Origin of the sequence: Kiritimatiella glycovorans, from assembly GCF_001017655.1 — a bacterium.
Lineage (GTDB): Bacteria > Verrucomicrobiota > Kiritimatiellia > Kiritimatiellales > Kiritimatiellaceae > Kiritimatiella > Kiritimatiella glycovorans.
This window is the reverse complement of sequence record NZ_CP010904.1, coordinates 1,313,626-1,339,844: the sequence shown is the minus strand read 5'-3', so window position 1 is coordinate 1,339,844 and position 26,219 is coordinate 1,313,626. Positions and strand designations below refer to the sequence as shown.

The window sequence follows — 26,219 nt, the reverse complement described above, 5'->3', positions numbered from 1 at the left end:
TCGCTCCGTATGGTTGCGGGTTTATCCCTTTTGCGTCAGGGCCAGTCGGTTGTCGTCCGCCCAGGAGAGGGCCAGGGCGATCATGAGGATGTGAATGCCCAGCCAGGCCACGCCGCCGTCCTGCTGGATCAGGATGAGGCCGAAGGTGAGCGAGGTGTACAGAAGGCCCATCAGAAAGAGCGACGTGCGCGTGAACAGTCCGACGAGCAGCATCAGGCCCAGTCCGATCAGCGCGTAACCGAGCACGGCGTAGTAGGGGGTGAGAAAGAAGTCCGGCAGCAGGGGCTCCTTGCCCAGGGCTTCGGCCAGGGACGGATCGACCGCGTGGTAGTGCTCGAATCCGTAGACCTTGGTCTTGACCTCGACCATAGCGCCGCTGATGTCGGGTTCGCCGAATTCGTCGAGCAGCGGCTGTTCTTCAATCTTTGTGCCGGTAAACTTCTCGATGCCGGTGACGATGGCGCGCATCGCCAGCCAGATGCGAAGCGTGAGAAAGGCCCAGGTTTTCCCGGTCCAGTCGCTCATAAATCTTTTCTTCATCGGCACACCCTTTCGGTTAATGATGGATACTACTTCCCGGCATCGTGGTTCTTCATGGAGGAGAGCGATTCGCCGTCGATGCGCAGGTCGTGAATGGACCACCACTGGTGGGCCTCGGACTGGTTGACAATCTTGACGAACTGCGTTTCCACGCCGCCGAGATCGATTTTTGTCACCGTGGATCCCTCACCCCTCAGCCGCGGGGCGGCCGAAGCCTCCTGCTCGTCGTCGGTATACACCTCATATTGATTCGGAAAATCATTTTTCGAGCCGGACGCATCCAGGGTGATCGATCCCACCCGGCGGGGCACCCGGAAATCGATGAGCAGCCACATGCCCGGTTCCCGCGACTGGTGGCTGGTCCATCGGTCCTCGGTTTCGGGGGTGAAGAGGGCCTTAAGGGTGCCGCCCCCATGGGATGCCGTGAGTTCAGGCGGTCCGGAGAGGGCCTTCTCAATGGAGCGGTGGGCCCGTTCAATGACGGCGGTCAAGTCGGCGTCACCGTGGAGGCCGGAGATAAAATCGAGGGCACTCGCGGAAGGAGCCGAGCGGGCCAGCAGTTGGATCGCCTCGAGGCGAAGGGCCTTGTCCTCGCACTCCCGGATGAGCGCCATCCATGCCTCGCCTTTGAGGTGAGCGGGGATATCGAGATAGTCGACCAACTGCATCAAAATCCGCATGCGGGCCGTGGAATGCATTTCCCGTGCATGGTCCAGGGCGCGCCGGTATCCGTCGAGCACGGCTTTCTGATCCTTGTATTCCTGGGCAATTTTGCGAATAACGCCCGCCAGTTTGGGCGCCGTGCGATTGTTCACCGCAAAGAAAAGCTGAATAACCGGACCGAGATCATCCCGGGTCGCGTGTTCCTTGAGAGCGTTCAACGCCGCGGAAGCGGTGATGTGGTCATCATACCAGGCCGGGTCGCGCAGACGGTCCAGCAGCTCGGGGTGTTCGCGTTTGGAGAGCAGTTCGATCGCCAGGGCGGTATCTTCGGGTGCGGTGTCGGGATCGAGTTTCTTCAGCAGAAACTTATCCGTCCCCGGAAGATGATCATAACTCAGGACTTCGCGGGCCGGGCCGGAGGCCCCTTCATCCTCGTGGGCCGCCCAGTCAAAACAGCGGGCGAGGTCCTCACGTTCGCCGAACCGGCCGATGATTGCCAGGGCCATAGAGGCCGAGGACGGCTCGTCTGTGTCCAGCATCGAACGGAGGATCGGCAGGGTTTCGTCAGGCGCCACCCGCGCAAGCACCTCCAGCGCCATCGGGACGCGGTCGTCCGGCAGCGAATCCAGGGTACGGGCCAGCGGGCGCACCGTGGACGGGGTGAGGAGTTCGGGCAAGATCCGGGCGGCCGTTTCCGCCACGGGGTCGGAACCTTCTCGCAGGGCCTTGAAAAGGTCGGGGATCATTTCCCGGCCGCGGAGGGAAACCAGTCCGGGGAGTGCGGCCGCGCGGCTCTGCGGGGAGCCCCGGCCTGTCAGCCCCTCGAACAGACGGCGGGCGTTCTCCGCAGATCCCGCTTCTGCGAGGCGATAGGCCGCATCCAGCAAAGCCGGCTCAAGGATGGAATTTTCCTCGGCGGTGTAGGCCTCCATGAGCGTCTCGATCGCCGGCGGGCTGGCGATGGTAGCCAGCGCGTAGCTTGATGCCTTGACAAGGGCTTCGTCTTCAGACGCGAGTCTCCGGGCGAGCTGCGGTACGGCCGCGTTCACCCGTCGCCGTCCCGCGGCGTTGATCACACTGATCGCATGAGCGTCCCCGGAATCGGCCAGAAAATCGACGAGGGCCGCATCCGCCTCGGCACTCGGATGAACGCCGAGTGCGATACAGGCTTCGTCGCGCAGATCCGGGTGGCGCAGCGCTTCCGCGAGGGCGGCACAGGCCCGCTCCGAACCCGAGTGGCCGAGCAGCCGACAGATCTCGCGCCGGCCGTCGAGGGTGGATCGCGTGTTGCGCAGGGCCTCGGTGAACTGGTCTTCGAGTTTCGCGCGTCCCGCATCGTCGGCTTCATTCCAGCGGATTCGCAAGCGCTCGAAGGGCATCCGGGACTGTTCATAGGCCCAGCCGGCGATGCGGTCCAGATCGTCGCGTTGCGCGCTCGGCGTCGTATCGACCTCGAGGTCGCCGGCGGCAAAACGAAGACCGTCATAAAGATGACGCATCAGGGGCCTGTTCCAGTAGATGGCGTTGTTGTGACCGAATCCGAAGTAAAAGACGCGGCCTGAGCCCTCGGAGCGCACCCAGGTGATGGCGTGATCGAGATCATCGCGTTCGCGGCCCTGGACCTCGAGATTGGACGCCTGGCTGAGATCGACCCGGGTCAGCACGCGGACTCGTTCCCGGCTGTAGGGATCCTTGAACTGGTAGATTTCATCGCTCGCTTCAAACGTCAGTTCTTCAAAGGCCTGGTTGAGCCGGTGGCCTGGATCGTCGAGGACGAATGACCACATCCCTTTGAAGTGCCAGGGATGTTTATTGAACAGCCCGCCCATCATCTGCGCCGCTTCGGGATCGGAATAGAAATTGTCCGTGGCGGCATGAATGCCGACGATTCCGCCTCCGCCGCGCACGAAATCGAGCAGGGCTTGGAGCTGTTCGTCCGTGGGCTGCAGACGGGTCGTGCTGTTGAACACGACGACATCGTATTCGGCGAGACGTTCCGGCGTGAACACCGCCATGTCTTTACTCACCGCGCAGGTCCACGCCTTGTTCATGGCCCCCATTTCCTGAATCGCCCGGTTCGCCCAGGGAATGGCGGAGTGATAGAAGCCCTCGCAACGCCAAAAGAGCAGGATACGGCGCGGGGTTTCGGGGGCCGGGGCCGGGGAGGGGAGGGCGGCGCGGATCTTCGCGACGTGGTCCGCGGGAACCTCCGGCAGGACGTCGGGGGCCGGGGCGGCCACGGAAGGGACGGGGGGGCTCGTCAGGACGGCCACGAACAGGGCTGTGAAAAAGAAGACACGGGGATTCATGCGCATCACAGGCTCCAGGGTTCCCGATACGTGCGGCCCAGCATGGCGTTGGCCGTCGGATCGTTAAGAATACTCTCGCGCTCAGGATCCCAGTGCACGTCGCGGCCGAGCAGCAGTGAGATTTCACAAAGCAGGGCCACCGACGCCGTGCGATGGCCGACTTCGGCGGGGGCGACGGTCGTTCGGCGCGACCGGATACAGCGGACAAAGTTCTCGTGGTGATTGACGGAACGGGTCAGTGCCTTCCAATTGCCCCGGCCGTATTCGTGACGAAGTTCAGGCGGATCGATTTCCAGCAGTCCCCCGCGGTTGACACGGATCGATCCCCGTTCGCCGATCCATTTTGTGCCCATATTCATGCCCGGCGGGCAGCCGACTTCAATGATGTGACCATCGGCGTAATGGGCCTTGAAGTAGAACTGCCCCGGTGTGTTGAAGAGCCCCCTTTCGGGGAAGATCCCCCGGGCCTCGGTGATTTTCACCGGCCCGGTCCGGTCGTAACCCATGCCCCAGTGGGCGATGTCGAGGTGGTGCGGACACCAGTCCGAGAGATAACCCGCGCCGTAATCGCGAATCCAGCGCCAGTTCCAGTGCATGGTTCGTCCCTCGCGGCCAAGCGCGCGGTGGGGACGCCACGGGGCGGGACCGAGCCATCGCTCGTAGTTGAATCCTTCCGGCGGGGGCGTGACCGGCACGAGCGGACTGTCGTGGACGCCGCCGGGGATACCGACCTCCACCCGCTGGATTTCACCCAGAACACCGTTGTGTACCATTTCGGCCCCGATCAGGAAGTTGCGCTGGGATCGCTGCCAGCTTCCCGTCTGCCAGATTCGTCCATACCGCTCGACGGCGTCACAGATGGCGCGCCCCTCGCGAATGGTGCGCGCGACCGGCTTCTCGCCGTAGACATCCTTGCCCGAGCGAAGCACATCAATCGCCGCCCGCGCGTGCCAGTGATCGGGCAGGGCGATCATGACCGCATCGATATCCTCGCGGGCCACGATCTCGAGGTAGTCTTCCGTCGCCAGGCAGTCCTTGTTGCCGTAATAGTTGTCGACCATCGTCTTGCCCGCCGCCCGGCGGCGCGGATCGACGTCGCAGACCGCCACGACGCGGCAGTCTCTCCGACGCATCAGGTTCGCCGTATTTCCGCGGCCCATCCCGCCCTGGCCGATCGCGGCGATCACGATGTCGTTACTCGGGGCCTCAGCACCCAGGACGTAAGCGGGGATGATCGCCGGTGCGCCGATCACGGCCGCCCCGGCGCGAACAAACCCGCGGCGGTTCACACTACCCGTTTTCATCGCTCACCTCCTTCACCTCCCGCGTCCCGCATCGTCAGTCCCCGAAGGCGGCATCGAAGGCCCGGCCGGATTTCGGGAAGTCGATGTTCTTTACATACTGACAGGCCTCCTCGGCACCGTGTTCACGATCCATGGCGGCATCCTCCCATTCAACCGAGAGCGGACCGTCGTAGCCGATGGCGTTCAGCGCCCGGATGATCGCCTCGAAGTCGACATCGCCGCGCCCCACGCTGCGGAAATCCCATCCGCGCCGCGGGTCGCCGAAATCGAGGTGCGAGGCCAGGATGCCGGATACGCCGTCGAGCGTCGTCGCGCAGTCCTTCATGTGCACGTGATAGATCCGATCGGGAAAGGCTTCGATGAACTTGACCGGGTCCATGCCCTGCCACTCGAGATGGCTCGGATCGAAATTGAATCCGAAAGCTTCCCGGTGATTCAGGGCCTCGAGGGCGCGCTTCGCGGTGTAGAGGTCGAAGGCGATCTCCGTGGGATGCACTTCCAGCGCGAACTTAACGCCGCACTCGTCAAAGACGTCCAGGATGGGGTTCCAGAGTTCCGCGAAGCGCCCGAATCCGTCGTCGATCGCCGACGGCGGCAGCGGCGGAAACGAATACAGCATGTGCCAGACCGGCGATCCGGTGAAACCGTTGACCACGGACAGGCCCATGTTCTTTGCGGTGCGCGCCGCGTTCTTGGTCGTTTCGATGGCCCATTCGCGCTTCTTTTCCGCGTCGCCCGCGCAGTCCTCCGGCGCGAAGGCGTCCGTGCGTGCATCGTCGTTCGGGTCACATACAAGCTGACCGGCGAGATGATTGCTGATCGCAAAACACTTCAGCCCATGCTTCGCCAGAAGCTCGTGGCGCCCCCTCGCGTACGCGGCATCCTGCGCCCCGCGGTCGGGATCGCAGTGATCCCCCCAGCAGGCCAGCTCAAGCCCGTCGTAGCCCCACTTCGCGGCCTTCCGCGCGAGTTCATCGATCCCCATGTCGGCCCATTGGCCCGTGAACAGTGTTACCGGTCGGCTCATGATGCGCTCCCTGGATTAAGGATTCCAAACGCCAGCAATATTTCAAAAGTATGCCTCTTCCATCAATACTGTGCTTGTAATCGTTCGCCAATTTCTTGTAATTTTTCGGCATGGACGCCCTTGAATATCAACAGGCCTTTATGGTGCGGCTGGCGAGCGATCCGCAGGTGGGATCCCTGTTCGAATTTCTTCCGGACGTTTTTTTCTTCGCCAAAAACCGCGAGGGCCGCTTCGTGATGGCGAACCGGTTGTTTTTCGAAAAATGCGGACTGAGCCGCCTGGAGGAGCTGCTCGGCCGGACGGACCACGACTTCTTTCCGCCGGACCGGGCGGAGCGGTACATCAAGGACGACACCTATGTGATGCGGACCGGCAACCGCATCGTGAACCGCATCGAACCCGCCCCGGAAATGGACGGCCGCAACAACCTGTTCGTGACCTCAAAAGTTCCGCTGTTCGACCGCGAGGGTGGAGTGATCGGCCTCGCGGGCATCGCGCGCGACCTCAACGAATCCAAATCGAACCTAGAGCCGTATTCCGTGTTTACCACCGTGGTGGAATACATCAACCGGCACTTCGCCGAGCCCCTCGACGTCCCGGTGCTGGCGAGAATGGCGGGCATGTCCGTCAGCCAGTTCGAACGGAAGTTCCGCAGGCTGTTCCAGATGACGCCGCGCCACTACCTGATCCAGGTCCGCGTCAACCACGCCTGCCGCGCGCTGCTCGAAACCGCCGATACGATCTCCCGGATCGCGCAGGACTCCGGGTTCTACGATCACAGCCACCTCACCCGCCAGTTCAAGCGGATGAAGGGGGTCACCCCGCAGGAGTATCGTCGGATTCATTGAGCAGGCATGACGAAAAAGTCCAAATATAAAGCAGATTTGTACAAGCAGGACTCAGGCGAAACCAGTATACAGGCGACGATAGGAGCAGCCGGTGGTCGGAAACCGGAACCGGGCATTGAAAAGGAGAGCGGGCATGAAGCGTTTGAAGATGGGGATGGTCGGCGGCGGCCCCGGAGCATTCATCGGGGAAGTGCACCGGAAGGCGGCACGCATGGACGGCCACATTGAAGTTACGGCCGGGGCTTTCGATATCGACCCGGAAAAGAGTCAGGCGATGGGGCGAGAGCTGGATCTGGATCCTGAGCGGGTGTATGACGATTATAAGGCGATGCTGGCCTCCGAATCGGCGCGCTCCGCCGACGAGCGCATATCCTTCGTTTCCGTGACGACGCCGAACAACTGGCATTTTCCGATCGCGAAGGCGGCGCTTGAAGCGGGTTTTCACGTGATGTGCGAGAAGCCGATGACGATGACGTCGGCGGAGGCGGTGGAACTGCGCGACCTGGTGCGGGAGAGCGGACTCGTGTTCGGCCTGATGCATGTGTATACGGGCTATCCGATGGTGAAACTGGCCCGCGAAATGGTTCGGCAGGGTGATCTCGGGGAGATCCGCAAGATTGTGGTTCAGTACCCGCAGGGGTGGCTGGCCCGGGCGATCGAGCGCGAAGGCGTGCAGCAGGCGAGCTGGCGGACGGATCCGAAACAGAGCGGAGCTGCGGGTTGTATCGGCGATATCGGCACCCATGCGGCGAACCTCGCCGAATATGTGGCCGGGATCGGGATCACTGAATTGTGTGCGGATCTTTCGACGTTCGTGGAGGGACGGCCGCTCGACGACGACGGCCAGATGCTGCTGCGCTTCGATAACGGGGCGAAGGGGCTGCTCCACGCCAGCCAGATCTCGATCGGAGAAGAGAACAACCTGGCGATTCGGGTGCACGGCGAAAACGCGAGCCTGGAATGGCACCAGGAAAACCCGAATGCACTGCACGTGCGCAAGTTGAATGCGCCCGAGGAGATATGGCGGCGCGGCAACGACTACGTCGGCGAAAAATGCGAGGCGGCCGCGAAGTGTACGCGAATCCCGTTCGGCCATCCGGAAGGGTTCATCGAGTCCTTCGCCAATCACTACGTCAACTTTGCGGAAGCGATCCGCGCCCACGCGGAAGGCCGGAACCCTTCCGCGGACGGGTCGGATTTCCCGTCCGTCGACGAAGGGGTTCGCGGCATGCGATTCATTGAGGCGGTCGTGAAATCGTCACAGGACGGGGCCGTGTGGGTAAAACTGGAAAACGACTAACCGGGCGTGAGCCGGGAGGAATCCTATGAAAAAGAAGACACGATTTGTACTTGTGGCGGTCATGTGCGGCGCGGCGGGCGCGTACGCAATGGCGGGCGGAAATACCGGCCAGAGCGGGGGCGAAACGCCGGCAGGTGAAGTCACCGCTCCGGAGATGGTTCCGCTGAAACCGGAACTGCCCAAGCCGCTCTTTGCCGGCACGCCGGTGCCGGTCAAACTTCCCAACCTCGAAAACCGCGACGAACCGCGCGGAGAAATCATGGTGCCCGAAGGTACGGAACTGCTTTCGAAAAACAAGCCCGTGTCGGCCAGCGATCCGTTTCCGGTAATCGGTGAACTGGAGATGGTGACCGACGACGACAAGAGCGGCGACGCGGGCCATTTCGTCGAGCTGGGCCCGGGGGTGCAGTGGGTGCAGATCGATCTCGAGCAGAAGGCGGAACTGCACGCGATCCTGCTCTGGCACTTTCACCGCCAGGCCCGCGCGTACCACGATGTGATCGTGCAGGTATCGGACGACCCGGATTTCATCGAAGGCGTGCAGACGATCTTTAATAACGACCACGACAATTCGGCCGGAATGGGTGCCGGAACCGACCCCGCCTACATCGAAACGTACGAGGGGCGCATGATCGACCCGATGGGCGTCGAGGGCCGTTACGTGCGGCTGTATTCGAACGGCAATACCTCGGACGAAATGAACCACTATGTGGAGGTCTCGGTATACGGCATTCCGTGATCAACCGCTGCGGGTTCGCCGCGCTCCTGTTTCTCCTCCTGCTCGCGGGGGCGGGCTGGGCGCGGCTGGCTGGCCTGGATCACCGCCCGATGCACACGGACGAGGCAGTGCAGGCGGTGATCTTCGGGGATCTGCTCGAGGAGGGTGACTACACCTACGATCCCTACGAGTATCACGGTCCGACGCTGATGTACGCGACACTGCCCGCCGCCCGGCTCGCCGGCGCGGAGGGGCTGGCCTCGCTCGATGAGATCCCGTTGCGCGTCGTGCCCGTCGTGTTCGGACTGCTCTGCCTGCTGCTCTCCGCGGCGCTGATACGGCCGCTGTCTTTTCCCGCGGCCTGGACGGGCGCGCTGCTCGCGGCGGTCTCGCCGGCGTTTCTGTATTACAACCGCTACTACATCCACGAGACGCTGCTGGTGTTCGGCACGTTTCTGCTCCTGATCGCGCTGGGCCGCTGGGCGCGAACACGCACCGTTTCCGCCGCCGTGCTGGCCGGGGTGGCGGCCGGGTGGATGATCGCGACCAAGGAAACGGCGGTGCTCTCGTATTTCTCCATCGCCGCAGCGGGACTCATCCTCTACCGCGGGCGCGTCTTTGCCGCTCTGCGCGATCACCCGGTGCATGGCGCCCTGGCGCTCGGCAGCGCCCTGGCGGTGACCGTCGTCTTCTACACGTCTTTCTTCACCAACCCGGAAGGTCTGGCTGCGGCCGTGCGGTCCGTGACGCACTACCTTCCCCGCGCGGGCGGGGAGGGCCACGAGAAGCCCTGGTACTATTACCTCGTCCTGTTCGGCGGCCACAGCCGGGGCGGGGTCTTCTGGAGCGAGGGGCTGATCCTGGGAATGGCCGTCTTCGGCACGATCCGCGCATGCCGGCCGCGGCGGGAAGGCGGGATGCGCGGGAGTGCGCTGGTGCGCTTCTTCGGACTGTACGCCCTGATCCTGCTGATCGTCTACTCCGCCATTCCGTACAAGATTCCCTGGCTGATGCTCTCCTTTATCCATATCGCCGCCGTGGTGGCGGGGTGGGGGGTCGTGGCGCTCTTCCGGGATCTGCGCGGACGCCGGGTATGGACCGCGCTCGCGGCCGTGCTCCTCCTCGGGGCAACCCTGCATCTCGCCCGTCAGTCCGCGCTCGTCCGTACCCGTTATGCCTCGGCGCCGCGCAATCCCTACGTCTACTCGCACACCAGCGCCGACCTGCTGCGCGGCATCGAACACGTGCAGACCGCAGCAAGGCACCATCCCGAAGGACGCGCCATGACCGTCAAAGTGATCTCCGGCGAATACTGGCCGATCCCCTGGTACCTGCGCGGGTTTGAACGCACGGGCTACTGGAAACAGCCGCCCGCCGATCCCGCCGCCCCCGTAGTCATACTCGATATGGACACCGCGGAGACGCTCGGCCCGCAATTCGACGACACGCATACCGCCGAACTCGTCGGCCTCCGCGCCGGCGTGATCCTGCAGTTTCTCTACCGTAACGATCTCTGGCAGAAAATCATCACTCCCCCCGGCTCCCACTCCGACCCTGCTTCTCACTCTGACTCTCACTCTGATTCTGACTCTGATTCTGATTCTCCTCCTCCCTCTGACTCGGTTTCCAGCTTCTCTTCCCTTTCGCATGTCCACTGAACTCCAGCCCGTCGAGATCCGCCGCGAGGCGATGAACACCGTGTTCGCATTCCACGCGTATCACGATCGCCCGGCCTATGCGCGCCACGCCCTGACTGCGGCGATGGAGGAGGTCGCCTGGGCCGAAGAGCGGCTGAGCCGTTTCCTGGAGTCGAGTGATCTCGGGCGGATCGCCGCGGCGGGGACGGGGGAGGTTCTCCGGGTCGATCCGATCACGTTCGAGGTGCTGCGCGTGTCGCTCAAACTCTACGAGGCGAGCGGCGGAGCGTTCGATATCGGATGTCGGCAACGTCCCCGTATTCCTCTGACCGATCTGATCGCATTGGAGGAAGGCGGACTGTGCGTGCGGGTGCTCGCCGACGGGCCGGTTCTCGACGCGGGCGGGATCGGAAAGGGCGCGGCGCTGGATCGCGCGGCCGCGGTGCTGCGAGAGGACTGGGACCTCGAAAACGCCCTCCTCTGCGGCGGTACGAGCACGATTCTCGGAATCGGCGCCCCGCCCGGAGAAGCGGGCTGGCGCCCGCTGGTGGAGGGAGCGGTCTTTCCCGGCCCCGTCCTCCTGCGTGACCGTGCGTTCAGCGCTTCAGGCGTGAACGTTCAGGGGGAGCATATTCAACCCGAAGCTGAGATCATGTGCCGCCGGGCCTGGGCGGGCGCGCCGGGGGCGGCCACCGCCGACGGGTTGTCGACGGCGTTGATGTTGCTGCCCCGCGAGGATGCGATCCGCCTTCTTGAAGAGGATCGGGACTGGTTCGGTTTTGCGGAATACGAGCCGGGGGTGATCACGCCGTTGAAAGAACCGAGTTCGTAGTAGCGCCGCAGGGCCGAAGGCCAAGGCGCGTTATTAAGTGGGTCGTAGCGCCGCGAACGCGTGAAGAGGGCCGACCGGCTTATGATTGCGGGATTTCCATAATCTCGATCGTGCGGAACCGGACATCGAGATCCGCGTTTCCGTGCAGTTGAAGACCGATATACCCCTCCGGCAGCCCGGGATCGTCCTTCACTTCGCAAACCTTTTTGCCGTTGAGCACGACCTGGATATCGCCCCCGACGGCGCGGACTTCCATGACATTCCAGTCGTATTTTTTGAAGACGGCATTGACCTCTTCCCGGTCGGAATGGGCGACCCATGCGCGCCCGAGTGTTTCATAGAGACCTCCGACCGGGAACCCCGCGGGACAGATCTCGGCCTGAAAGCCCTTGACCGCGACCGGGTGGTCGACCCGCTCGGTACGAAAGTAGAGGCCGCTGTTGCCGAGTACGGACATGAATTCCACGCGGAGGTGAAAATCGCGATATCGTTTATCACTGATCAACAACGCGTGAGATTTGGATTCATGCGTCCCGATCCCGATGATCTGTCCATCGAGAACGAACCACGTCCCGCCGGGCAGGGCGTGCCATCCGTCGAGATTCTCTCCATTGAACAGCGGAACCCATGTGCCCGCGTCGGCCTCGGAAGGCTCGCGGTCATCGGCGGGGTTGGCCGCCTCTGTATGGCCGGGCGAATCGGCGGCGCGGCTTTCGGCCCGGGTCTCTTCCGCGAGCGCTTCGTTGATGCGGTTGATCCACGCGCCGTTTCGGATCTTCCGCCTGTTCACGAGAATGGACAGCGCTTCGAGCGACGATCGCCTCAGGACCGCGTCGGAGGAATCGGCGAGTTCGAAAAGAAGGTCGACACTTCCCGTATCGTCCCACGCGGCCAGGGTTCGCACGGCCCTTTGCGCGAGGTCGGGATGGTCGCCGCGGGCATACTCCGCGAGCAGCTCGATCGTCGCCTCGCACTGGGCCCGGCTGAGAAAGCCGATATAGGAGATCCGGGTTTCGACATCCTCGCGGGCGATCCGGTTTTTGAGCGTGTCCAGCAGGGCATGAGGATCCGCGGACGTAAGAATAATCCGTGCGAGGGGATCCTGGAGATCCTTTCCGGACGAGCCGGGCAGGCCCAGGGCGTATTCGAGGATCTCGCCGAATTCACGGTCCGTCCCCAGGGCGGCGAGGGCCTCCGCCGCCGCGGAAATCCGCGCCTCGCCTTCCATCCACTCCGACGAGAGCAGGGTGGGCACCACGGTGCGGCACCCCCGCAGGACGAGCGTCTTCAGGGCCCGGATGCGACGAGTCTCGGGTCCGTTCACAAACAGGACTCTCAGGGTCTCGTCAATATCGGAGCCGGGTATGCGTGAGAGCGCTTCACGCGCGGCCTCCGCGGCCGGATCTTCGCTTACCGCCAGTTCGATGAGGCGACCTTTCGAGGCGGTATCTTTCAGCTCGCCCAGCGTGCGGACGGCGGCGATGCGCTCCGCGGCGTGGTCGGCCTGAAGCGACGGACGGATAGCGGGAAGGGCCGCGGCGTTTCCCCGCATCCCCAGCACCGAGATCAGCCGGGTTCGAACCTCGGGCGTGAGCGAAGCCATGTCTTTCGCCGTGGGCAGGAACACCTCGCGCTCCCCGCCGCGGAGGGCGAGGGAGAGGGCCGCCTCGCAGATAAGCGGGTCCTTCGCTTGAAGAGCCTCGATCCAGTCCGTATCGCTCAACGCGCCGCGATGTCCCCGTTCGATGAGCTGCGCCGCGGGGTCGGCGGCGTACTCCGCCGGACTCGAGGGGATGAGGCATAGGCCGAAGAGGACGGACAGAACGACCGTGAGACACAGATTTGGGATCCGATCGATGGGGTGCATGAATGACTCCTTTTCTACGCTAAGAGAATTACAGGGTCCAAGGGGCGCGCATTTCGCGCGACATCATCGAGCAGGCCCGGGCATCGTCGGGAAAACGCTCCTGCTGCGGATCCCATGTCAGCGGCCGCTCGAGCTGGAGGGCGATGTTGCCCAGGTGAACGATGGTGCTGACCCGGTGAAGGGCCTCGACCGGAAAGTAGGGATCGCGCCTGGACTTGACGCAATCGAGAAAATTGCGGTGCTCGCGGCTGTAATCCGTGTAGAGGCGGACCTCGTTCGGACCGGTGATATGGCGCAGGACCGTGGGATCCGATGCCTGAATCGGGCGGGCCCAGGCCGAAACTTCCAGCCAACCATCGGTGCCCTCAAACCGAATTCCGGTCCCTCCGGACTCGATCGTCATATCGAAGCCTTCGGCATACCGGTAGCGGACCTGGAACTGATGGGCCGTGTTGTAGAGCCCGTCCCTGAAGAAATAGCCCCGGCCGGAGACGTCGATCGGACCGGTCGATTCCGTGTTGCTGGCCCACTGTGCGGTATCCCCCATGTGAACACCCCAGTCGCTGAGCATCCCCCCGGAATAATCGCGGATGAAGCGCCATCCTCCGGCGGGATTCATGTAATGGACGCGCTCGGGCTGATAGGGGGCTTCGGGCGCGGGACCGAGCCACATGTCGTAGTCGAGCGTGGCCGGAACAGGAACGGACTTCACCTCGAACTGGGGCGGCTGTCCCCGGGGTGGGGTTTCCGACCACGGCGCGCCCGGCACCGTGATCCCGATGTGCCGGAGCTTGCCGATATGGCCGTTGCGGACCAGCTCGGCCATGCGGTGGTACATCGGCATGGCGCGGTCCTCCATCGAACCTTGGAACACGCGGCCGTACTCGCGCACCGTCCTGCGCAGCACCTGACCCTCTTCAATGGTCAGCGTCGGCTTTTCGCAGATGACATCCTTCCCGGCCCGCAGCGCGGCCAGCGCGATCGGTACATGCCAGTGATCCGGCGTCGAGATCATCACCGCATCGATATCCGATCGGGCAATAACCTCGCGCCAGTCTGTAGTGACCGCCTTCCGGTCCAGAGTGATCTCCCGCGTGGACTTCACGTGATCCATAGCCCGTTTCAGATAGTCGGTATCCACATCGCACAGCGCGACCGGTTCCATGTCCGGCTGGGCGAGCATGGATTTCAGGTTTACGCCGAAGCCGTGCCGGCCGAGTCCGATAAAGCCCACGGTAATCCGGTTGGAGGGTGCGGGCATACCGCGCACGCCACGCGGCAGTATAAGCGGAGAGGACAGGGCCGCCGCGCTCCGTAGAAAGGCCCGGCGTGCGAGTCCGTTGGTCCCGGTTCTTCTCTTCTTCATTTTTCCTCCGTGTTGGGGTCTCCGGCAGACGGGTTTGAGGCGAGGAGTTTTATCACCCAGATATTCCTGAATTCGACGGGATGACCGTGATTCTGCAAAAAGATCTCGGCGGAGTGCGGTCCGCCTTCACGGCGGTTGCCGCCGGTGGTGCCGGTCATGCGACGCTCGTCGTGCACCAGGAGCCCGTTGTGCAGGACCGTCATCCTGGCGGGTTCGACCTTCCGCCCCCATCGGTCGTATCGGGCATCGCGAAAGAGAAGATCGAACGTTTGCCACTGACGCGGCGGGGCACAGGCATTGATCTGCGGAGCGTAATGGTGATAGATCGCCCCGCAATCCTGATACGTGGGTTCGACGGCGTAGCTTTCGAGGATCTGTATTTCGTAAAACCCCTTCAGATAAATCCCGCTGTTGCCGGGGAACCGTCCCGTATCGTCGGGATTGAACGGGGTGCGAAATTCGAGATGCACGAGCTGGTCGCGATACCGGTCGCGCGAAAGGACCCAGCGGGTTTTGGGAACGATACGCATGACGCCGGGACCCGCCGGCTCCCATGGGTCCGGGGATTCGGGTTCGTGCGGAAAGTCCGACCAGCTCGCGCGCCAGGTTTCGGTGTCCGGACCGAGGAGCACGTCAGCTCCCTCCGGCGCGGCCAGTCCGAGGGTGGGGGAGGGTCGGATGACGCGCGCGGCCTCGAGCCGGCCGTGCTCATCCCGCGCGGACAGCTGACCCTCCAGCCGACCGTTCCGAAGCGTCAGGGACCACGAACCCCCCGGCATCGCGCCGCCGGTACTCCGGCCCGTAAAGACGATCCCGTCGCCCGTGCCTGATTCGTACAAGACGGCGAGGGGCTCGACCCGACGATCAAACTCGGGAAGGATGTGGGCCACACGCGTTGCGCCCCGATGCTGAATCCGGACAGCCACCGTCTGCCGGGCGCCGCCCTCCATGACGATCGACCCCTCGTAGTCGCCGTACTGTTCTGAGCCCTCGAACCCCGCATCCGGAGCGACCGAGGGATCGACCGACGGAATGCGCTCCACCCGATGGCTCATGATCATCGCGCGCGCTTCCCGATAGGTAAGCTCCGCATCCGCCGCGACCGGGTTTCCTGAAATCAGGAGAAGCCCTGCCAGAAACCCTGGTCTCGTGACGTCATGAACGGTCATAGGGTAGGCCCTCCTGCGGTTAGAACGAGACGACCATGTGCCAGAGAAACGTGTTCGCCCAGGCGTCGTAAGCGTTCCACGTCGTTTTAACGAGGGCCTCGTCGCCGACGATCGACGGGAAGGTGGGCTTGATATCATCCCACGGTTCGACCGTCCCGGTCGGCCGTTCCGGGTGCGGGGCGCGCCGCGGATCGGACGTCTTGAGCGAAAAGGCGGGCGCATCCGGCCGCGGCGTCGACTGCGAATAGACGCCGTACTCGCGGAAGGTCTCGGTCATCACCCGCATGTTTTCGATGGAGGCGTCGTTCTGCAGAATGGCACCGGCGTCCGCGATATACCCGCCGTCGACGGCCACCTCATCGATGACCCTGCGGCAGAAGGCGCGCACCTGGTCGGGTTTCCCGTAACTGAGCAGCACATTGGGGATGCCGCCGCTGATTGCAAAACGGTGCCCCAGTTTCTTTTGGGCCGCGAACACGTCGTCGCGGTCGCAATGGACGATAATGCTCCCCTCGGGAAGCTCGAGGAATGCGTCCCAGTGGTGTTCCCACTTGCCTTCCATGTAGAAAATCGTCCGGCGCCCGGCGGCCCAGAGTTCCTCGATGATCGGCTTGAGCGTCGGCCAATAGTAACGGTCGAACTGTTCCGGTGTAATAAACGGGACGCATCCGCGATGCATCCAGATCGAGAGGGGGAGGGTGCCCGTGGGGTCCGAGGACGCCATCGCAACCGAAAGCATGTGCGGCATCATCGCCTCCGCGGCCGCCATGACCTCGTCCGGGCGCTCGAACAGATCCATAGTCAGGCCCACGTAACCGCGAAACTTGTCGGCGATGATATCGAACGGACTCTTCAGAATGCCGCAGATGGACGAAGGCATCGCACATTCCACGCGCAGTCGCTCGACGGCGCTGCCGAGCGCGTTGAAGTATTGGGACATGGCGATGCCGCCCTTGAGCCAGGCCATCTGGTTTTCGCGCGTGACGGGTTCGCCCGGGGCGACGACGCGGGACTGGGTCCGCGGAAGCCAGGAATCGATCAGATACGCCGTCGGATCCGCGATAAGGGCCGGATAGTCCTCAGGCGGCATCCAGGCCTCGTCTCCCGGAGGTTCGAGATACTGAAATCCCACGTCCGGCGGGAGACCCACGCCGGGGATCGCATAGTAACGCGTGCCGAGCATCTGAGGGATACCGCCCCAGATGTAGACCATGGTCGGCCCCATCGCGTCCCAGTCGAATTCCCGGGCCGTGAGCCGGACGGCCTCAAAGGCCTTCTCGTAATCCTGGGTGATCTCCTGGCAGGTCATGCCGGCGACGTTCGCCGTGAACTCGGCGGCAAAAGGCCGAATCGGGATTCGATCCGGCCGGCCATTGGCCATGGCCGTGCGGTAACGGTTGAGCCGCTCCTCGTAAATCGCCGGATCCGGTGTATTGGGTGTATCCATTATGGACCGAACTTAGACTCCCGTCGTGTCGCAGGCTTGTATTCGTATGCCGTATTCGTGTATAATACGCGCATGAATACCGACAAATTACAACATGACTTCATAAGGCGAATGGACGGATATCGTACGTTTCATGCGCTGCTCGATCTGCTTCCGGATGTGGCCTTCTTTATGAAAGACCGTAAAGGACGATTCGTGATGCACAACCGCCGCGCCTGTGAGTATTGCCGCGCGGCGTCGGAGCAGGAGACGCTGGGCAGGACGGATTTCGACTTCTGGGACGAAGATCGCGCCCGGTCCTATGTGGAGGGCGATCGCCGGGTCATGGAGACCGGCACGCCGATCATCAACGCGATCGCGCTCGCGCCCGAGGAGGCGGGGTCGGACCGGCTGATTATTTACAGCAAAGTGCCTGTGCGCGATCGACGGGGTCGGGTGATCGGCGTGGCGGGCATCCACCGTGAGATCGAAGGGCGCCATACGCCGGCATCCTACGACCAGATCAATCGGGCCGTGCAGGCGATCCACGAACGGTACCGGGAGCCGATAAAGACGAGGGAACTGGCCGGAATCGCGGGCCTTTCGACCAGTCAGTTCGATCGCCGGTTCCGAAAGCTGTTCGGCACCACCCCCCGTGAGTACCTGCTCCGTGTCCGGGTCAACGCCGCCTGCCGGATGCTCGAGGATGCTGATCGCACGATCACAGATATCGCGATGAGTTGCGGGTTTTACGATCACAGCCACCTCTCGCGCACATTCCGCCGCATTATGGGTACGGCCCCCTCAAAGTATAGAGATTTGCACGCTCCGTCCTGATGGTGGGTTATTCGCCTGAGTTCCACATCGGGACACCCGGGGGAATATCGAAATATCGTACTCGTATTCAGCGAAGCGGTTCTCATGCTCGAATTCCTTGAATCGGGGGATGGACTCGCGCCTTCGGCGCTCCGAGTACGCGTACGTTGTGAGGCGAGCGGATTTCTAATCCAGCCGCTACGATTTCAGTAGTTCCACAAAAATCTAAAAAGAACCCGGAGATCGCGCCCTACCCAAGAGACGCAGGCCGAACCCATGCGTGAAGGCAGGGATTCTGTTTTACAGCAGCCGCCAGGATTCCAGTAGTTCCCCTTTTTTCCATCAGCGGCAGATGATATAAGGATGCCACGGTACGGTAACCGGGTGATGAACCGGGAGGTTTCATGAAAAAACGTCGATTAACGATGCTGTTCGTCTCCGTATGCAGTCTCGGCCTGATGTCGGGCTTATCCGCCCGGGCGGGTTCGATCGAACTCGAGGACGGGTCGAAACTGGTCGGCGAGATCAGGAGCGTTGAAGAGGAGACCGTAATCATCGACACCTCCTTCGCCGGCGAATTGTCGGTGCCGATGGAGAAAGTCGCCGCCGTCGCCACGGACGACGCGCGCAAAGTGGCCCTGGAGAGCGGTCATGCTCTGGTCGGCACGCTGAAGGCCGAAGACGGCAAAACCGTGATCGAGACCTCGCTGGGGACCTTCGATCTCACGTCCGAGAAGATCGCCGCCGTATGGGCTGTGGACGGAACCCGTCCGGAGGTCGAACAACTGCAACGACGCATCGAAGCGCACCGCGGAACATGGGAGTACGAACTGTACGGGGATCTGAACGGCAAGAGCGGAAACTCGGATCGTTTCGGCACGGAGGTGGGCGCGCAGGCGGCCCTCAGCCGTCCCGACGACCGGCTCGAATTCCGTGCTTCTTTCCAAAGGGTCGAGGACGAGGGGAACGAGACGGTGGACGAAATGAAAGGCAGCATGGATTACGAGCGCGACATCGCGAGACGGCATTCATGGTACACCCGGCTCGAGCTCGAACGAGACGACGTCGAAAAACTCGACCTCTCCACCGTGGCCGCGGCCGGCTACGGGTACTATTTCGTCCGCCGGCCGAAACACGAGCTGCGCGGACGTACCGGTCTGCTCCTGCGGCATGAATCGTATGAAAATCAGGTGAGTGAACAGACCGTCGGCGTCGACTTCGGTCTGCATCACCGCTCAGAGATCAACGACTGGCTCAGCCTGGTGAACGACGTCACCTATACGCCGGCGATTGATAACTTCGGCGACTACCGGATTGATCACGAATCAAGTGTCGAGACGCCGCTCGGGGATTCAGAAATCTGGAAGCTGCGGATGGGCATTGCCAATGAATATAACAGCAGCGCGCCGCCCGATACCGACGAACTGGACATCTCGTATTTCGCCCGACTGGTGATGAGCTGGCACTGAGCCCGGCCGGCTTACTCGAACAGCTCGATGTCGTCCACGTTCAGTTCTGTCGAACGCACCCGCGGATCGTACCAGTAAACGGGAAGCCCCAGTTCGGCGCGTTTTTCCTCTTCATACGACTTCCGGGTTGCGATCGGATGGCCCGCGAACAGCAGTTCGGCGTGATGGAGTACGATCCGGCCGATGTGATCAGGGATCCTCATGGTCTTAACCGGTCGTGATTCGACTTCGACGTGGCCCAGACTGCCGGCGAGACAAACCCCCGCCTCCCGGGAAGCCTTTCTGGCCGCTTCATAGGACGAGGGGATAAAGTTGTTGAACTGATCGGCATGAAAGGTGAGAAATACAAAAGTCCCGTCCCTGCGCGTGGCCAGCACGTGCACGACCATAACCGGTTTGCGGATCAGGCGCGTGGCGACGTCGCGATCGGTCTTGAAACTGTATTTGGAGTTCAGATCCCAGAAACGAGCGTCATTATCGTTTTTCTCAATGGAGACCCTCACGCCCTCGATCGTCACTTCAATATCGGGCGAGACGGCCGGGGCGGTCCTGGCCACACCCAGCAGCACAAAGAGCAGAATCATTGACCTTTTCATGTTTCGCTCCTTTCACCTGGCACGCATTGCAATTCGAATAATCACGAGCGCCCATTATGGGGAGGCGTCAGCTGCGGATCAAGTATCGCTTTTATCCTCTTTTTTTCGCTCCGCCATTGACCCCGGACCTCCCTGCCTCGATAAAGCGGGATTCCAGCCGCAAGGAGATCCGATGAAACTGAAGATTCTGCCGCTGAACGTAAATGCCCGCGAGGCTTATGCCGATCACGGACACTTCCATGACGGGGATGCCGGACTCGACCTCTACGTCCTTGAGGACAGGGTGTTCCAGCCGGGCGAGACCCTTCCGATCCACTTGGGCATCGCCTGCGAACCGGAGGACGGACGGGCCTACTACCTCATGCCGCGCTCGAGCATCTCCAAAACGCCGCTGCGTATGGCGAACTCGATCGGCCTGATCGACGGCGGCTACCGCGGCGAACTGATCGCCTTCTGCGATCACATCAAAAGCGAGCCCTATGAGGTGAAACGGGGCCAGCGCCTGTTCCAGCTTGTGGCCTGCGACAGTTCACCGATCCATTACGAACTGGTCGACGCCCTCTCGGATACCACGCGGGGAGACGGCGGGTTCGGAAGCACCGGCGCTTAACCTGAGCCCCGGGGAGAGTAAGTGATCCGGCTGGGGCTCGAACCCAGGACCCTCTGATTAAAAGTCAGATGCTCTACCAACTGAGCTACCGGACCCCCGAAAAAGCGCTACACAATACTTGATCCGGTACTGCGTGTCAACACGGGCACAACATTGGACAGCGATTCTCATTATGGCTTCACCCTTTTCGGTCGGGGTGGCACCCGACCCTCCCAATGCCCGAAAATGCGTCGGATATCGACTCGGGAGGGACGGCTGCCACGCCGTCCGCGGTCGGAATGCGGCCATAATGAGAACTGCTGGACACTGGACCGAATTGTGTACGAGTACGATTGAGAGTCAACAGATTCCATGCGTATTTCGCATCATCTGACCCGTCACCTTGCTTCACCGGCCCTCGATCTGGTCTATCCCCGCCGCTGCTGCGCATGCGGTGCGCGCGACCCCGCACCGCTGCGGTATCTCTGCTGGGACTGCTGGTCCGGGATGCATCCCGTCGCGCCGCCGTTCTGCGCGCGGTGCGGCGATCCGGTGGCGGGGCGCATCGATCACGAGTACCTCTGCCACGCCTGTACGTCATCGGACCCCGCTTTCGACCGGGCCCGCTCCGCGGTCCGGTATGACGGCCCGGCGCGAGAGATGCTGATTGCGCTGAAGTATCGCCACGCGATCTGGCTCGTTCCGGACCTCGCGCTGATGCTCGAGGGTCTGGTTCGCGCGGAATTCCGGCCCGGCACGCCGGATGCGGTCGTTCCGGTCCCCCTGCACCGCAGGCGGCGGAGAGATCGCGCCTACAACCAGGCCGGGCTGATTGCGGGTGAGCTGGCGCGCAGGCTCGGTGTGCCGTGCCGCCCGGGAATGCTGAAGCGCGTGCGCGACACCGGAACTCAAACGCGTTTGACAGCCGCACAGCGGGAATCTAACATGCGCGGTGCCTTCAGGGCCGCGCCGGGGGCCGTGTCCGCAGGCGCGCACATACTGCTGATCGACGACACCATGACGACCGGGGCCACGGTCCGCGAGTGTGCGCGGGCTTTCAAACTGGCCGGGGCGTCGAAAGTGGACGTGGCCACGGTGGCCCGGGGATGAACGAGGAGACATCATGCCGCTGTTCAAAAATCGACAGAGCTACACGGCCGTTCAGGTCCGGAAAAAGGATATCCCCGGCGGGCTCTGGATGAAGTGCAAGGGATGCGCGGAAATCATCTTCAAACAGGAGGTGGAGCAGAATCTGCACGTGTGCCCCAAGTGCGGCCATCACTTCCGCATGCCCCGTCGGGAACGGATCTCCATGCTCGCCGAACCGGATTCGTTCCATGAATACGACGCCGGTATGACGTCCGTGGATTCGCTCCAGTTCACCGGAACGGCCTCGTATGAGGACAAGCTCGAAACCAACATCGCCAAGACGGGGGAGCAGGAGGCCGTGACCTGCGGAGAAGCCCGCGTGGGCAATCACGAGGTGGGCCTGGGCGTGATGGACTTCGCGTTCCTGGGCGCCAGCATGGGCAGCGTGGTCGGCGAGAAGGCCACCCGTATGTTCGAGCGGTCCACGCAACAGGGCCGACCGATCCTCATGATCTGTACCTCCGGCGGCGCGAGGATGTACGAGGGTATGCTCAGCCTCATGCAGATGGCCAAGACCAGCGCCGCGCTGGAACGGCACGCCGAGGCGGGGCTGGCCTATATTCCCGTGCTGACGCATCCGACCACCGCCGGCGTCATGGCGAGTTTCGCCTCGCTCGGCGACGTGATCCTGGCGGAACCGGAGGCCCTGATCGGCTTTGCGGGACCCCGCGTGATCAAGGAGACCACCCAGCAGGATCTTCCGGAGGGATTCCAGCGCGCGGAGTTTCTCCTCGATCACGGCCTGATCGACCGCGTGGTCCCGCGCCCCGAACTCAAGTCAACCCTCGTCCAGCTCCTGGATTATTTCGACCGGTGAACCGACCCCGCGGATCTGAATCATCGCACGGCGAAGAACAGCCGGCACTGCAGCGGTTGTACGAACGGACCTCGCGGGGCGTCGGACCGGGACTCGAGGTGACGCGTCTCGTCCTCGACCGCCTGGATAACCCGCACCTCGACCTGGCTCCCGTGCACGTCGCGGGTTCCAACGGAAAGGGCTCCGTATGCGCGATGATCGAATCCGCGCTGGTCCGCAGCGGACTGCCCGCCGCCCTCTACACGTCGCCCCATCTGGTGCGTCTCAACGAGCGATTTCGCGTCGGGGGGCGCGACATCTCTACCTCCAACCTCCATCGATGGATCGAAAAGCTTGAAAGGCTGGCGCTGGAGCTTGAACTCGAAGCGGTGCGCCCGCCGACCTTTTTCGAACTGACGACGGCGCTGGCGTTCGGGTGGTTCCGGGAGGCGGGCGGGACGCTGCCGGTCATCGAGACGGGCATGGGCGGACGCTGGGACGCGACCAATGTCGTCCATCCGCTCCTGTCGGTCATTACGCGTATCGACCTGGAACATACGGAATTTCTGGGAGATACCCTCGAGCAGATTGCCGGGGAAAAAGCGGGGATCATCAAGCCGGGACGTCCGGTGGTCTGCGGCGCAATGCCCCCGGAGGCGCTCGAGGTCGTCCGCCGGACGGCGGACGAACAGGGCGCTCCGCTGCGTGAGGCGGCCGGGACGGTGGAGGTGCAAATGCTCAGCCGGGACGCCGCAGGCCAGAAGCTCAGGATGACGACGAGCAACCGCAATTATGCGCCCTTCGTACTGCCGCTCCGTGGCGCGTGTCAGCGGGAGAACGCCGCGACGGCGGTGGCCGCCCTGGAGACCGCGGAGGAGCTGCTCGGGATGGAACTGGATATCCCCGGCGGGCTGGCGCAGACGAAGTGGCCCTCCAGGCTGCAGTGCCTGAAGGAGGGTCCGCCGGCGGTCCTGCTCGACGGGGCGCACAATCCGGGCGCGGCGCGGGCGCTGGCGATATCGCTGCGCGAACTCTACGGGAAAAAAGTGCAGGCGGGGTTCGTGCTCGGATTTCTGAAGGATAAGGATGCCGCGGCTTATCTCAGGGAGATCCGGCCCGTGGCCGCGCGCTGCTGGTCGGTTCATCTGCCGGCGGACCGCCCCTCGATGACCGCCGGCGAGATTGAGTCGCTGGGGCGAAGCGGGGGCCTGGAGATCCGGGCATCGGACACCCATCACGCGCCGCGGGAAGCGGAAGCGTGGGCGGCCGCAGACCCACGCCGGGTGGTGGTTATCACAGGTTCGCTCTACTGGGCGGAAACGCTGAAACGGGACGGTTGGAATACGTCCGGCAGGGTGCATGCCTCATGAGCGAACCCCGGCTCCATATCGCGGTGGCCTGCGGGGGTACAGGCGGGCACCTCTGTCCGGGACTCGCGACGGCCGCAGAACTGAAGGCGCGCGGTCACCGCGTGACGCTCTGGCTCACAGGCAAGGCGCGCGAACGCGAGGCGGCGGCGGAATGGGACGGAGCGGTGATCGATGTGCCGTCCGAGGGATTCCAGTTCGGATGGCATCCGCGTTCGCTGCTGACCGTCGCGCGCCTGGCCGGAGCGGTGGCGCGCGGCCGCGGACGGATGAAAAAAGACCGGCCCGACGTCGTGCTCGCCATGGGCAGTTACGCCTCCGTCGGACCGCTTGCCGCTGCGCGGATGCTCGGCGTCCCGATCGTGCTTCACGAGGCGAATGTCCTCCCCGGAAGAGCCAACGCACTCTTCGCGCGCACGGCGGCATGCGTGGGGGTGACGTTCGAGGAAACCCGTCACTACCTCCGCGGAAGACGCGTCGTTCATACCGGCATGCCGCTCCGCCGCGGGCTGAACCCCGGGCGCACGGAACCGCCGGCGTTCGAGGGCGTGCTCCGGCTGCTGGTGATGGGCGGCAGCCGCGGGGCGCATGCGCTCAATGAAACCCTGCCGCACGCCCTGGCCCGGGTGCAGAGCCGGGGGCACCGTGTCTGCGTGACCCATCTCGCCGGCGACGAGGACCGCGACGGGACCGCGGCGCGTTACGGGGAGGCGGGGGTCGAGCACGATACGCGGGCTTTCTGCGGAGATATGGATGCCCTCTACCGGATGACCCACCTGGCCGTCTGTCGGGCGGGAGCCTCCACCTGCGCGGAACTGAGCGCCTACGGCATTCCCGCGCTGTTCGTGCCGTACCCCCACGCGACGGCCGATCATCAGACCCTCAATGCCCGCCAGCTCGAAAAGCGCGCAGCCGCGGATATCGTCGCCCAGGACCAGCTCACCCCCGAATGGCTCGCCGATTACCTGCTCAGTTTCTTTGCACGGCCCGAACGCCTGCAGCGCATGAGCGCGGCGAGTCGCGGCAGCGGGATCGGCCGCGATCCCGCCGCCCTGGCGGACCTCGTGGAGGAGGCGGGGAGGCCGCAGCCGTGAAGGCCCGCGGTGCAGCGTCCCCCGGACGGGAACTCTTCAGGAAGGCTCCGGCGCACCTGCATCTGGTCGGATGCGGGGGTGCGGGCATGGCCGGACTGGCCGGAATCCTCCTCGACCGCGGATTCCGCCTGAGCGGATGCGATCTGCACGACCACGACCGCGTCCGGCGCCTCGCTGAACGCGGCATGGCGTTTATGGCGTCTCACGATCCCGGTCATATCCGCGATCTGAACCCGGACGCCGTGGTGCGGAGTGCGGCGGTCAGCGCGAGCGAGCCGGAGATCCGCGCCGCGATGGAACGGGGCATCCCCGTGTTGCGGAGGGGCGAGGCGCTTCCGGGCGCGTTCGAGAGCCGGACGGGGGTCGCGGTGGCGGGCAGCCACGGCAAGACGACCACGACCGCTCTGCTCGTCCGGGTCATGGAGACGGCGGGGATCGGCTGCGGATACGCCGTGGGCGGCGATCTGCCCGACCGCGCCGACGCGGGGCGCGACGGTGATCCGGTCGTGCTGGAGGCCGACGAGAGCGACGGTACCGTGGCGCTCTACGAGCCGGACGTGGCCATCGTCACCTCGATCGAACCCGATCATATGGAGCATCACGCGGACGAAGACGCATTCGTCGAATGTTTCAGGCGGCTGATCGACCAGACCTCCGGCCCGGTCTTCTATTACGGGGACGATCCCGGTGCGCGCGGGCTGTGTGCCGGTATCGCATGCGCGAAGCCTTATCACGAGCGCGACCTGGCGGCGTGGCCGCTCGCCCGGCTCCCCGGGCGCCACAACCGGCGCAATGCGGCCGCGGCGGCCCTCGCCGCCCGCTATCTCGGCGTCCCGGAAGCGGCCATACGCCGCGGACTCGAATCGGCTTCGCTGCCGAAACGCCGCTACGAACGGATCAGCGAATCCGGCGGGGTCCGCGTCGTCGCGGATTACGCGCATCATCCCACGGAGATCCGCGCGCTGATCGAGCTGGCCCGGGAAGAGGGCCGCGGCCGTATCCTGGCGGCGTTTCAGCCGCACCGCTACACGCGCACCAGAAATCTGCGCGAGGCGTTTCCTCCCGCGCTTGCCGGCGTGGATCGGCTGTGGCTGCTGCCGGTATACCCCGCCTTCGAATCCCCGCTGCCGGGCGGCCGGAGCCGCGATCTGGCCGCCTCCTTTCCGGCGGACTTCGCGGCGAAGCGGCTGAGGGAGGCGGACGACCCGGAAACCGCCGCACGGGAAATCGATGCCGAGGCGCAGCCGGGAGACACCGTCCTGATCATCGGTGCGGGGGATATCGAACGGATGGCGGATTACTGGCGGGCGCCCCGGGGCCGGGGAGAGATCGTATGA

General features: G+C 63.7%; 22 protein-coding genes and 1 tRNA gene. 13 read left to right on the top strand and 10 right to left on the bottom strand.

What is annotated here, in order from left to right:
• Positions 1 to 21: 21 nt before the first annotated feature.
• From L21SP4_RS05590 to L21SP4_RS05575, 4 genes are read right to left on the bottom strand one after another with little or no spacing between them, the layout of a single operon-like run.
• Entirely contained in the window at positions 22 to 540 is a 519-nt protein-coding gene (locus L21SP4_RS05590; RefSeq protein WP_052881730.1) for a DoxX family membrane protein, read from the bottom strand.
• Between the two features lie 29 nt (positions 541 to 569).
• On the bottom strand, positions 570 to 3,518 hold the full coding sequence (locus L21SP4_RS05585) for a ThuA domain-containing protein (protein ID WP_052881729.1): 2,949 nt from the start codon (positions 3,516 to 3,518) through the stop codon (positions 570 to 572).
• Positions 3,518 to 4,816 (bottom strand): Gfo/Idh/MocA family protein, encoded by a 1,299-nt coding sequence (locus tag L21SP4_RS05580; RefSeq protein WP_052881728.1) that lies wholly within the window; start codon positions 4,814 to 4,816, stop codon positions 3,518 to 3,520. The genes L21SP4_RS05585 and L21SP4_RS05580 overlap by 1 nt, the downstream gene beginning before the upstream one ends.
• Positions 4,817 to 4,850: 34 nt before the next feature.
• Positions 4,851 to 5,843 carry a sugar phosphate isomerase/epimerase family protein gene (locus L21SP4_RS05575; protein WP_052881727.1) on the bottom strand — a complete coding sequence of 331 codons (993 nt, stop codon included), beginning with the start codon at positions 5,841 to 5,843 and terminating at the stop codon, positions 4,851 to 4,853.
• 110 nt (positions 5,844 to 5,953) lie between these two features.
• On the opposite strand from L21SP4_RS05575, the gene L21SP4_RS05570 reads away from it, so the two are divergent.
• The 5 genes from L21SP4_RS05570 to L21SP4_RS05550 all read left to right on the top strand — a co-directional run bounded on the left by L21SP4_RS05570 (position 5,954) and on the right by L21SP4_RS05550 (position 11,178).
• Entirely contained in the window at positions 5,954 to 6,691 is a 738-nt protein-coding gene (locus L21SP4_RS05570; RefSeq protein WP_074041396.1) for an AraC family transcriptional regulator, read from the top strand.
• 133 nt (positions 6,692 to 6,824) lie between these two features.
• Positions 6,825 to 7,991 (top strand): Gfo/Idh/MocA family protein, encoded by a 1,167-nt coding sequence (locus L21SP4_RS05565; protein ID WP_052881725.1) that lies wholly within the window; start codon positions 6,825 to 6,827, stop codon positions 7,989 to 7,991.
• Between the two features lie 25 nt (positions 7,992 to 8,016).
• Positions 8,017 to 8,730: a hypothetical protein gene (locus L21SP4_RS05560; RefSeq protein WP_201774692.1), complete on the top strand. Its 714-nt coding sequence runs from the start codon at positions 8,017 to 8,019 to the stop codon at positions 8,728 to 8,730.
• The gene (locus L21SP4_RS05555; protein WP_052881724.1) at positions 8,727 to 10,367 is read left to right on the top strand and encodes a flippase activity-associated protein Agl23; all 1,641 of its coding nucleotides are present in this window, start codon (positions 8,727 to 8,729) and stop codon (positions 10,365 to 10,367) included. Before L21SP4_RS05560 ends, L21SP4_RS05555 begins: the two co-directional genes overlap by 4 nt.
• A complete protein-coding gene (locus L21SP4_RS05550; protein ID WP_082116556.1) occupies positions 10,357 to 11,178 on the top strand; it encodes an FAD:protein FMN transferase in 822 nt (273 codons plus the stop codon). The genes L21SP4_RS05555 and L21SP4_RS05550 overlap by 11 nt, the downstream gene beginning before the upstream one ends.
• A gap of 79 nt (positions 11,179 to 11,257) precedes the next feature.
• Here L21SP4_RS05550 and L21SP4_RS05545 read toward each other — a convergent pair whose 3' ends face one another.
• From L21SP4_RS05545 to L21SP4_RS05530, 4 genes are read right to left on the bottom strand one after another with little or no spacing between them, the layout of a single operon-like run.
• The gene (locus tag L21SP4_RS05545; protein WP_052881722.1) at positions 11,258 to 13,045 is read right to left on the bottom strand and encodes a DUF1080 domain-containing protein; all 1,788 of its coding nucleotides are present in this window, start codon (positions 13,043 to 13,045) and stop codon (positions 11,258 to 11,260) included.
• 28 nt (positions 13,046 to 13,073) lie between these two features.
• The gene (locus L21SP4_RS05540; RefSeq protein ID WP_052881721.1) at positions 13,074 to 14,411 is read right to left on the bottom strand and encodes a Gfo/Idh/MocA family protein; all 1,338 of its coding nucleotides are present in this window, start codon (positions 14,409 to 14,411) and stop codon (positions 13,074 to 13,076) included.
• Entirely contained in the window at positions 14,408 to 15,580 is a 1,173-nt protein-coding gene (locus L21SP4_RS12715) for a 3-keto-disaccharide hydrolase (protein WP_052881720.1), read from the bottom strand. The genes L21SP4_RS05540 and L21SP4_RS12715 overlap by 4 nt, the downstream gene beginning before the upstream one ends.
• 19 nt (positions 15,581 to 15,599) lie before the next feature.
• Positions 15,600 to 17,027, bottom strand: a complete 1,428-nt coding sequence (locus tag L21SP4_RS05530) for a uroporphyrinogen decarboxylase family protein (protein ID WP_074041395.1) — start codon at positions 17,025 to 17,027, stop codon at positions 15,600 to 15,602.
• A 111-nt stretch (positions 17,028 to 17,138) separates the two neighbouring features.
• Between L21SP4_RS05530 and L21SP4_RS05525 the strand changes: the two genes are divergently transcribed.
• Both L21SP4_RS05525 and L21SP4_RS05520 read left to right on the top strand, forming a co-directional pair.
• Positions 17,139 to 17,843, top strand: a complete 705-nt coding sequence (locus L21SP4_RS05525) for an AraC family transcriptional regulator (RefSeq protein ID WP_201774691.1) — start codon at positions 17,139 to 17,141, stop codon at positions 17,841 to 17,843.
• A 383-nt stretch (positions 17,844 to 18,226) separates the two neighbouring features.
• Complete coding sequence (locus L21SP4_RS05520) at positions 18,227 to 19,291, top strand: DUF481 domain-containing protein (protein ID WP_082116554.1); 1,065 nt, start codon at positions 18,227 to 18,229, stop codon at positions 19,289 to 19,291.
• Positions 19,292 to 19,302: 11 nt separating this feature from the next.
• On the opposite strand, the gene L21SP4_RS05515 is transcribed toward L21SP4_RS05520, so the two are convergent.
• Positions 19,303 to 19,887: a hypothetical protein gene (locus tag L21SP4_RS05515; RefSeq protein ID WP_160300693.1), complete on the bottom strand. Its 585-nt coding sequence runs from the start codon at positions 19,885 to 19,887 to the stop codon at positions 19,303 to 19,305.
• A 172-nt stretch (positions 19,888 to 20,059) separates the two neighbouring features.
• On the opposite strand from L21SP4_RS05515, the gene L21SP4_RS13075 reads away from it, so the two are divergent.
• A complete protein-coding gene (locus L21SP4_RS13075; RefSeq protein WP_052881717.1) occupies positions 20,060 to 20,497 on the top strand; it encodes a dCTP deaminase/dUTPase family protein in 438 nt (145 codons plus the stop codon).
• A gap of 22 nt (positions 20,498 to 20,519) precedes the next feature.
• Here the strand turns inward: L21SP4_RS13075 and L21SP4_RS05505 are convergent.
• Positions 20,520 to 20,592 (bottom strand) — tRNA-Lys (locus L21SP4_RS05505).
• Positions 20,593 to 20,848: 256 nt separating this feature from the next.
• Between L21SP4_RS05505 and L21SP4_RS05500 the strand changes: the two genes are divergently transcribed.
• The 5 genes from L21SP4_RS05500 to L21SP4_RS05480 are packed head-to-tail and all read left to right on the top strand — an operon-like array spanning position 20,849 to position 26,219.
• Positions 20,849 to 21,586 (top strand): ComF family protein, encoded by a 738-nt coding sequence (locus tag L21SP4_RS05500; RefSeq protein WP_052881716.1) that lies wholly within the window; start codon positions 20,849 to 20,851, stop codon positions 21,584 to 21,586.
• Positions 21,587 to 21,599: 13 nt separating this feature from the next.
• Positions 21,600 to 22,442 (top strand): acetyl-CoA carboxylase, carboxyltransferase subunit beta, encoded by an 843-nt coding sequence (gene accD / locus L21SP4_RS05495; protein WP_052881715.1) that lies wholly within the window; start codon positions 21,600 to 21,602, stop codon positions 22,440 to 22,442.
• Complete coding sequence (locus tag L21SP4_RS05490; protein WP_160300691.1) at positions 22,439 to 23,791, top strand: bifunctional folylpolyglutamate synthase/dihydrofolate synthase; 1,353 nt, start codon at positions 22,439 to 22,441, stop codon at positions 23,789 to 23,791. The genes accD and L21SP4_RS05490 overlap by 4 nt, the downstream gene beginning before the upstream one ends.
• Positions 23,788 to 24,882, top strand: a complete 1,095-nt coding sequence (locus L21SP4_RS05485; protein WP_052881713.1) for a UDP-N-acetylglucosamine--N-acetylmuramyl-(pentapeptide) pyrophosphoryl-undecaprenol N-acetylglucosamine transferase — start codon at positions 23,788 to 23,790, stop codon at positions 24,880 to 24,882. The genes L21SP4_RS05490 and L21SP4_RS05485 overlap by 4 nt, the downstream gene beginning before the upstream one ends.
• Entirely contained in the window at positions 24,879 to 26,219 is a 1,341-nt protein-coding gene (locus L21SP4_RS05480; protein ID WP_052881712.1) for a UDP-N-acetylmuramate--L-alanine ligase, read from the top strand. The genes L21SP4_RS05485 and L21SP4_RS05480 overlap by 4 nt, the downstream gene beginning before the upstream one ends.